Below are 9,114 nucleotides of genomic sequence, written 5' to 3' on the forward strand. Positions count from 1 at the left end.
TCTCCTCTTAAGCATGGCGGCAAGTGGGGTAATAGGTAATGGAAAGATAGCCTGTAGCTGGGTTTTCCTGAATGTCGCATTCAATTTCATATACATCTCGGACCAGTTCCGGAGTTAGAATTTCATTCGGTACGCCACTTGTGATTACAGTACCTTCTTTTAATACATATAATCGATGGCAGTACATAGCTGCCAAGCTTAAATCATGCAGTGCTGCAAGTACACCAATGCCAAGTGACTTTACAATCGAAAGAATCTGGAGCTGATATTTAATATCCAAATGATTGGTCGGTTCATCCAAAATTAATAATTGAGGCTGCTGGGTCAAAGCGCGAGCTAATATAATACGCTGTTTTTCCCCGCCGGATAAGGTGGAAAAACTACGATTAGCGTGTTTTTCCATACCTACTTTCTGGATGGATTCCATAGCAATTGCATAATCGGCAGGGGTATCTGAACCTAATAAGCTTTTATGTGGCGTACGTCCCATCATAACCATATCTAGCACAGTAAAATCAAAGTTGACGCTATTGAATTGCCCGACGACACCCATTTTTTTAGCGGATTCGGATAATTTAATATCTTTTAAATTCTGTCCATCCAGCCAAATCGTTCCGTTATTGGGCTGAATGATTCGATAAATAGTGCGCAATAGTGTGGACTTGCCACTGCCATTAGGACCAATAATGCCTACAAATTCTCCTTTGGCAACCGCTAGAGAAAGATCTTGAATAATGTTTTTATCGCCAAGTGTTACATTTATATTTTTTAATTCCAGATCCATTTCAAACCTCCTTACTTACTTCCAAAATCAAAGGACTGCTTAAACAGTATATACATGAAAAAAGGTGCTCCCACTAAGGCCGTGATGATACCAATGGGCAATTCACCACTTTTTAAAATGATGCGTGCCAATACATCGGCCCAGATTAAGAAAATGGATCCGATTAGGATCGTACCTGGCATTAAACGTCTGTGATCTGATCCGACTAAACCGCGCACAACATGGGGAATTACCAGCCCTACAAATCCGAAGATACCGCATACAGAAACGATCAGTCCTGTAATGAGAGCTGTAATTATCATATAGAGGCGGCGTACTTTCGTCAGATTGATTCCTAAGGTGATAGCAGCTTCCTCTCCTAAGAGCAAGGTATTGAGGGTTCTAGATTGAGATAAAAAGAATAGACAGCACAGGGTGACTCCAAACACGGGTAACGTTAGATTATCCCACTTAGCTGCGGCTAAAGATCCCATATTCCAGAAGGTGACACTGCGAATGCCTTCTGCATCGTTAGATATGTATACAAGTAAATTCGAGAGAGCTATGAATAAAGCGCTGGCAATGGAACCGGATAGAACCATTTTCACCGTTGACATTCTGCCTCCGATACCCGATAAAATCAGAACAAAGAAAGATGCACCTAATGCCCCGATAAATGCCCAAAAAGCAGTACCAAGACCGAAAAACAATCCAGCGGTGCTGCCGATCAGAATGGAGAAAGTTGCACCTAGAGAAGCCCCGGCAGAAATACCAAGGATATAGGGTTCTGCTAGTGGATTTTGCACAGAAGCTTGCATGACAGTGCCGCACACAGCAAGACCTGCCCCTACGACAGCTGATAGAATCACACGAGGCAGACGGATTTGCCAGATAATATCCATATGAGCCGGGGAAACCTGACTCATCACGTTATCGATATTTAAATGAAACAGTTTATAAGCAATAATTTTATAGGCTATGTCAGGAGGGATCTTTACCGTGCCCAAACCAACTGCCAGTAACATGGAGAGTAAAGCAAGTATACCAAGACCTGTCAGCAAAAGTAAAAAAATATGATTCTTTTGGTTGACAGCATCATATTTAATAAAAGGCTGCTGTTTTAAATGTGTCATAGTTATAAAAATCTCCTACTTGATTTTGGAAAGCGAAGGGCAGTGCTATTGAGAAGAATCCTCAATACTCATTCTAAAGGGTGCTGCACTTTTTGTAAACTACATCATTTTAGATAAATGAATATGCACTGCCCACAACACTGGGGCAGTGCATATTTGATTATAGTAGTAGAAATTACATACGATGTTCTACGCCAATGTAGAAGCTTCTTGATGCCATCGGATAGGCTCCAGCACTGAGATATGCACCGAAAGTACTCAAGCTTTTCAATTCATATGCTCTGTTTAGTAAGTTGTAGCCCTTAATATATACGCGGGTGTCAGGGCTTATCTTATAGTTGGTCACTAGGTCAAAGGTTACGTAGGACTTAGATGTGAATTGTTCTAAACTACGTCCGGTAGCTGCTCGTACAGTTAACCCTGCATTCCATTTATCCTGATCATATTGAACACCGAGGCGGTAACCATTAGGTTGACTATTACTAAGATCATTGGAGTAATCAGTTGCATCAGCGTCTTTATTTTTAATTTTTACATAAGAGTAACCTGCTGAAGCGCTCCAATGAGGGGAGAGTTGATGTGTCAGATTGATGTCTAGCCCTTGTCTTTTTTGATTGTCAATATTATAGGCATATCCTCTAGGATTTTTAGTATAACTATAATCATAATCGATCGCATCTTTAACACGACTACTGAAAATGCTAGCCTGAAGTTTGGTACCTCCAGCAAGCTCGGTATTCATACCAAGAGTAACAGTATCTCCCGTTTCTGGACGAAGATTTGGATTACCAACAAAATACAAAGTATTACTAAAAAGATCTTCTACTTGTGGAGACTTTACGAATTGCCCCCATGAGGCATAAATATTGGTTGCAGTATTTATTTTGCGATTAGCTGTCAAACGGGAAGTAACATGGTCACCAATAATACTATGGTCATCGTAGCGGGATCCTAAGGTTAGAGTCCAATTGCTAGGGAGTGTCCAGTGATCTTCTAGGAAGATGGCTTTGGTAGAATATGTGTCATCAATACCTTGGCTAACATATGTAAAGTCAGTCTGACGCCAGTCGGCGCCTCCAACTAGGGTGTGTTGGTCACTTAATCGCTTACTTTGCTGCCACTCTGCACCCGTGGCTGTTCTTTCAACGTCATATCCTATTGTGGCCCCATCATAAGAGACTTCTTCAGTGGAATGATTGCGATATACCCGGAATAGGTTATCTGTACCAAAATGATACGTTAGGGCCATATTATCATCTTTAGATTCTCCACGTCCATTCTCATAATGCCAATACGGCTGACCAGGAGCAGTTCCACCGAAGCCGAAATCTTTGTCTACATGTTCAAACTGAAAAGAAAGCGTGCGTCCGGCGCTTAATTCTTTATCCAATCGCATTGTTACACTGTCTTGTTCTACATAACTTTGTGGCAGAGTCTCGACTTTACCAGTGGCAGCATTTTTATATTCAGTATTGTCTTGTTTCTTGTGCTCAGCAGTGATTAGGTAACTGTATCCGTTAGTCAGTTTGTTTTCCGTTGAAAGATTATATTTGCGCATTCCCCAACTGCCAAATTCGGTAGCAATAGATGTATTTGATCCAGTTGCCTTACGAGTGATGATATTGATAACCCCACCTACGGCATCGCTGCCATATAATGAAGAAGAAGGACCGCGTACAATTTCAATACGTTCAATATTTTTAACAGGTATGTTATTAAGGTTAAATCCACCTTTACTACCGCTTGTTATAATTTGATCCCAATTCATTCTGATGCCATCAACTAAAATAAGTACTCGATTGTCACCATTAATGAAGGGGATAGTACCATTGCTGCCTTCTTCTAAGTTAACATTGGATGTTCTTAAAATTTCAGGAACACTAGAAAAATTACCCTTTTCAATCTCCTCTTGGCTAATGACTGTAACATTTGCTGCAACTTCCGTCTTTTTGACAGGAATACGGTTGGCTGTTACGACATATTCATCAAAATTATAGGTTTCCTCAGTTGAAGCTTCTTCGGCGGCTACGATTCCGGAAGTGCTTAATACGATAGCACTGCCTAGCAGTGAGCATAATAATTTTTTCTGCTGCTTGTTAATGATAATCTCTCCTTATATTCCGTTATTGTAATTATAAAATAGATAATGGCCTTATGTAATACAATTATAAAAAAACGCGACTAGATAGTTGACTGACAACAGTCAGTTAATAATAAAAAATATATGTTTAATTCTTAGCAGTACAGCTCCTTTCTTTTTTACGTGTCACAGTGAAAAAGAATTAGTTAATATAGAGAGAAGGTGATACGCAAAATTATTTTATTTGACGATTCGCAAAAAAAAGAAATATAATAACCTACGGGCTGTCAATTCGATTGACGAAACAACTATCTTATCAAATTGACTGACGGCAGTCAATTTGATAAGATAGCACTTGTTGAAGATGATAATCATGATCAATTAAGATTATAGTCGTTTCAAAAATGTTAGTCAATACTAAATTACATTTTATTTTTAGGTTATGTATATTACAGAGCATGGATTTGATTTAGCAGCGAAATGCGGCAATGGATATGAAGAATTTCTGATATTGAATTTTCATGAAAGTAGGATTTTTGCAAATGTGTAAGTTGAAATATTCTAAAATGCCATTTATGATCTTGTTAGTGAATATGTTTATTGCTCAAGTGGGTGTTGGATTAATAATTCCTGTTTTGCCTAAATTTGTACAGGATTTTGGAGTAAATAGTGTCACTCTTGGCTATTTGGTATCGGCTATGGGATTTACCCAGTTTTTATTTTCACCTCTTGCTGGAAAGTGGGCGGATCAGTATGGACGCAAAATCATCATTGTTTCTGGTATTGGTTTATTTAGTGTATCCCAGTATCTTTTTGGCGTTGCTAATGAGTTGTGGATGCTGTATGTATCGAGATTGATCGGCGGAATTGGTATTGCCTTTACAACTCCAGCAATTACAGCTTATGTGGCAGATATTACCACCCAAGAAAATCGCGGTAAAAGTCTTGGATGGATCGGAGCAGCCATGTCTTTTGGTGTTGTAATTGGACCTGGCATTGGAGGTTTTCTGGCTGAATATGGCTTACGGCTTCCCTTTTATGTGGCTTCAGCTGCTTCGGCTTTTTCAATGATTGCTGCTTTTTTACTGTTACCTGAGACTTTATCCTACGAGAAACAATTACTTGCCAGAAATTCATTGCGGAAAAGTGAAAATATCTTCTCGCAGGTTGCGTTGTCTTTTAAGGCTCCCTACTTATTTCTACTGGTGTTGATTTTTATTTTGACATTTGGGTTAGTAAGTGTGGAAGTGGTTTTTGGACTGTATGTGGATGTGAAATATGGATACACACCTAAGGATATAGCGATTCTGCTTACAGTAGGTGTACTAATGGGAGTTCTTGTCCAGGCATTATTGATTGATTGCCTGCTACGGCACTTTGGTGAGAAACGGGTTATCAATATGAGTTTGGTTTTATCAGCGGGATCTTTAGCATTAATGCTGATTCAAGGGAGCTTTTGGTACATACTTTTTGTAACAACACTTCACATTGCTGCGACTTCTATTTTGCGCCCTGCAATTAATACGTTATTGTCCAAAATGGCAGGTGAAGAACAAGGCTTTGTGGCTGGAATGAGTAATACATATACAAGTGTGGGGATTATCGTTGGTCCATCTATTGCAGGTATCCTATTCGATATTCATATTAATCTGCCTTATCTATTTGGTGTAGTTCTTATATTAATTAGTTTAGCAATACCTGCGTTGGCCTTAAAAAAAGAACGAGCATCAGCCTGTTTGCTATCAAAAGAATAACGGAAGTAATACTAGCATGATGATAAGAAAAAAGCTCCTGTAAAGTGTATGAGTAACTTTACAGGAGCTTTAAGATTGGCAAATGACAAAAGAATGAATCGCAAAATATTTTCTTAAAAGATTTCTAATCCAATTGGGCAATGATCGCTGCCCATAACATCAGGGTAAATAGTAGCTTCTTTTATAGCCTCTCTTAGTGTGTTAGAGACTAAGAAGTAGTCAATACGCCAACCGATATTACGCGCCCTAGCATTCATCATATAGGACCACCAGGTATAGGCATCAATTTTATCAGGGTATAAATGACGGAAGGTGTCTGTAAAGCCAGCTTCTAGCAAAGCTGTCATTTTATCTCTTTCCTCATCCGTGAATCCGGCATTCCGACGGTTGGTTTTTGGATTTTTAATATCGATTTCTTGATGAGCAACATTGATATCACCACAAATAATGACAGGTTTACTCTGATTAAGAGCGGTAAGATAGGCTTTAAAGTCATCCTCCCACCTCATGCGATAGTCCAAGCGAAGGAGTTCGCGTTTGGAGTTAGGAGTATAGACATTTACAAGAAAAAAATTCTCAAATTCTAAGGTGATGATACGGCCTTCTTGGTCATGTTCTTCTATGTTCAGACCATAGGTAACGGATAATGGTGCTATGCGTGTGAAAACTGCAGTGCCGGAGTATCCCTTTTTCACAGCACTATTCCAATATTTTTCGTAACCAGCAAGTCCAATTTCAGCTTGGTCAGGATGCATTTTAGTTTCTTGTATACAGAAAATATCAGCATTTTCAGTGTTGAAAAAATCTTCAAATCCCTTTAAAAGGCATGCCCTTAAACCATTGACATTCCATGATATTAATTTCATATATGAACCTCACTCTTATAATATAATGCTTTAAGTGTATGTGAATGACATAAAAAATGCAAGGCTAAAGACGCAAGGAGTATTAAAGGACATTATATGATACTGTGTAGAATCAGATAATATAATGAAGCAGAAATACGGATAAGTAGTAATTAAATTTTTTGTAGGAAATAACAAAGAAGATCATTGATCGTGTAGCCTTATGTCTAAAAGAAACAGTAGAATCTCAACATAATGAAATGAGGTGATTCTGTGGCAAGAGGAGCAGAGAAGGGGAATAAAGGAACAAGTGGAAATCGGATGTACTTTATGGATAATTTACGCTCTTTTATTATTTTATTGGTAATTGCATTTCATGTAGCAATTGGTTATATGGCACCTGCACCTGAATGGTGGTATGTAGTTGACAGTAAGAGTAATCCGATATTTAATATTTTTGTCATGACGACAGATGTCTTTATTATGCCTATTTTATTTTTGCTCGCTGGATATTTTACAATGCCTGTTTTAAAAAAGCAGGGGATGAGCAGATTCTTGCGAGAAAAGTTCTTTCGAATTGTGATTCCTTGGATTGCAGGTGTATTATTTCTGGCACCCGCAATCACTTATATGATTTGGTATAGCCGTACTAGTACGCCTCCAGCCTATTTTAACTACTGGATGACTAATTTCTTTAGTGCTGCGACCTTTAGCCACGCTCACTATTGGTTTTTAGGCGATTTAACCTGGTTTTTAATATTCTTTTCTGTGCTTTATAAAAGGTTTCCTACCGTATTTCAAAGAAACGAGAAAGTTTCATCTCCATCATTTGGATTTCTGGTGCTGTTTGGACTCGGTACAGCAGCTACTTTCTTCATTGCAAATCTTTATTTTTATGCAGATGCGTGGTTTAGCAGGTTATACATTATCTCTTTACAACCCACCCGATTCTTTTTATATGTGTGTTATTTTGCTTTAGGTATATATGCGTGGCTGAAACGATGGTTTACGGAATTAGGGTATATGCCGCGTTTTGAATACTGGATGAGTTCATCTGTTATTGCGATGCTAGCATTTGTTTGTTATCGCATTACCTTTACTGATACAACTCCAATCTTATTAAGAGCGGGGCACGCTATTTTACATTCTTTTTTCTGCCTCACTACAGCATTTGGCTTTATCAGTTTTTTTCATAAAGATTTCAATCGCAAAGGAGATTTATGGCGCAGGTTATCAGCTAATTCTTATCGGATTTACTATATTCATCAATTTGTTGTTTTACCAATAGCATATATGGTACAGAAATTAGAGTTCTCTGTGTGGGTAAAATACTTTTCGGTGTCTATAATCAGTGTATTATCTTGTTTCATAATATCCGAATATGTCATTGGCAAAGTACTGTATCGAAAACATGAAAAAACGTTGTAAAATAGAGCTAATAGTAATATGATGTATATCATACAAAAACAATTGTTTTTATTGATCTTTAAAGATGACTAAAATATTGAAAGCAAGATATTGAGTCAAAGGGGACTCTTCTACATGATTGTAGAAGAGTCCCCTTTTTACGGATTAGTGCGTGAAGAGACATTAAATTTCTGTCCTGTGATTTTTAAAATGTAAAGTGATAAATGTGTTACTAGTATAAATATCTAGTATAGAAAGATTTTAAAATGGGATAGGGTGAAGAATATGGCAAGAGGCATAAGGGAAAATAGCTTACTAAAAATTTTCTTAACACGAAGTTTCTTAGGTCCAATATTTCGACCACTTTTGTATTCGAGAGAAGAATATATTCACTATACCTTTTTGAAAGAAATCACAATGTTAACCCAGGATATAATGGAAATACCGGACTTGGAGCAAAGAGGCCTTACGTATTATTGGCTAATTGAGGTTCCTAAATCATTATTTGAAGGAATATTTATCATTGCAGATGATAATAAAAAAAATGCGATCTTTCAGATTATACACTTGGCAAGGATGGAAGTGGGTTAGGTTATCTTACTCAAGGATATGTACTGGCAATTTTTCCTTATTTAGTGGAGAAAGATCCATTATTCAACCAGTCGGCACATCCAGCAGTCGATGACTTGGAAAGAATCGTGTTTACCATTTTTGGTGCGGACAATCGAATCTTCCAATATCAAAATTATTTTCGGAAGTTAATCAATGATGGAGTTAAAGAACCGATCAATGACGCAATTTCGTTTTATTATATACAGCAGATGATTGATCATATAAAGAAGAATTCAAGGGTTATTAGGAATGAGAATCTCCCTGTAATACAGCGGGAAACAATAGAATATTGCTTATGGAAATTGCAGAATATAAAATTTTCTGCTGTTGCTATGGTTAGGGATTTCAAACAGCAGGGATTGGTGAGGCGAGCCAATTAAATAAAAACAGAATGTTTAAGAAAAATCCAAACTACTTATCCATAGAAAAGGGGCTGTCGCACTAGCCCTAAAAAACAAAAATGGCAACCGGCAGTAGCCGGGAGCCATTTTTTTGTGTAAAATCAAGTTTGTTGGAACAT

The 9,114-nt window shown here is 37.8% G+C and carries 8 protein-coding genes; 4 read left to right on the forward strand and 4 right to left on the reverse strand.

Annotated elements, in window-relative coordinates; genetic code table 11:
- Positions 1-7: 7 nt before the first annotated feature.
- The 3 genes from BMZ99_RS21795 to BMZ99_RS21805 all read right to left on the reverse strand — a co-directional run bounded on the left by BMZ99_RS21795 (position 8) and on the right by BMZ99_RS21805 (position 3,856).
- A complete protein-coding gene (locus tag BMZ99_RS21795) occupies positions 8-784 on the reverse strand; it encodes an ABC transporter ATP-binding protein (protein WP_090942876.1) in 777 nt (258 codons plus the stop codon).
- An 11-nt stretch (positions 785-795) separates the two neighbouring features.
- Complete coding sequence (locus BMZ99_RS21800) at positions 796-1,896, reverse strand: FecCD family ABC transporter permease (protein WP_090942879.1); 1,101 nt, start codon at positions 1,894-1,896, stop codon at positions 796-798.
- A gap of 175 nt (positions 1,897-2,071) precedes the next feature.
- Entirely contained in the window at positions 2,072-3,856 is a 1,785-nt protein-coding gene (locus tag BMZ99_RS21805; protein ID WP_090942882.1) for a TonB-dependent receptor, read from the reverse strand.
- A 641-nt stretch (positions 3,857-4,497) separates the two neighbouring features.
- Here BMZ99_RS21805 and BMZ99_RS21810 point away from each other — a divergent pair.
- Positions 4,498-5,730, forward strand: a complete 1,233-nt coding sequence (locus tag BMZ99_RS21810) for an MFS transporter (RefSeq protein WP_245755102.1) — start codon at positions 4,498-4,500, stop codon at positions 5,728-5,730.
- Positions 5,731-5,843: 113 nt separating this feature from the next.
- Here BMZ99_RS21810 and BMZ99_RS21815 read toward each other — a convergent pair whose 3' ends face one another.
- Positions 5,844-6,596 (reverse strand): exodeoxyribonuclease III, encoded by a 753-nt coding sequence (locus tag BMZ99_RS21815; RefSeq protein ID WP_090942888.1) that lies wholly within the window; start codon positions 6,594-6,596, stop codon positions 5,844-5,846.
- Between the two features lie 252 nt (positions 6,597-6,848).
- Here BMZ99_RS21815 and BMZ99_RS21820 point away from each other — a divergent pair, with 252 nt between their 5' ends.
- The 3 genes from BMZ99_RS21820 (at position 6,849) to BMZ99_RS27215 (ending at position 8,974) form a co-directional block, all read left to right on the forward strand.
- Entirely contained in the window at positions 6,849-8,003 is a 1,155-nt protein-coding gene (locus tag BMZ99_RS21820; RefSeq protein WP_245755103.1) for an acyltransferase family protein, read from the forward strand.
- Positions 8,004-8,384: 381 nt separating this feature from the next.
- Positions 8,385-8,573: a hypothetical protein gene (locus tag BMZ99_RS27210; RefSeq protein ID WP_245755104.1), complete on the forward strand. Its 189-nt coding sequence runs from the start codon at positions 8,385-8,387 to the stop codon at positions 8,571-8,573.
- Between the two features lie 44 nt (positions 8,574-8,617).
- Positions 8,618-8,974, forward strand: a complete 357-nt coding sequence (locus tag BMZ99_RS27215; protein WP_245755105.1) for a hypothetical protein — start codon at positions 8,618-8,620, stop codon at positions 8,972-8,974.
- Positions 8,975-9,114: the final 140 nt, after the last annotated feature.

Origin of the sequence: Pelosinus propionicus DSM 13327, assembly GCF_900114615.1 — a bacterium.
GTDB classification, from domain to species: Bacteria; Bacillota; Negativicutes; order DSM-13327; family DSM-13327; genus Pelosinus; species Pelosinus propionicus.

Excerpts from the sequence above, each read along its gene's own strand:
- BMZ99_RS21795 (WP_090942876.1), bottom strand. The coding sequence starts at position 784 with ATGGATCTGGAATTAAAAAATATAAATGTAACACTTGGCGATAAAAAC.
- BMZ99_RS21800 (WP_090942879.1), bottom strand. The coding sequence starts at position 1,896 with ATGACACATTTAAAACAGCAGCCTTTTATTAAATATGATGCTGTCAAC.
- BMZ99_RS21810 (WP_245755102.1), top strand. The coding sequence starts at position 4,498 with ATGAAAGTAGGATTTTTGCAAATGTGTAAGTTGAAATATTCTAAAATG.
- BMZ99_RS21815 (WP_090942888.1), bottom strand. The coding sequence starts at position 6,596 with ATGAAATTAATATCATGGAATGTCAATGGTTTAAGGGCATGCCTTTTA.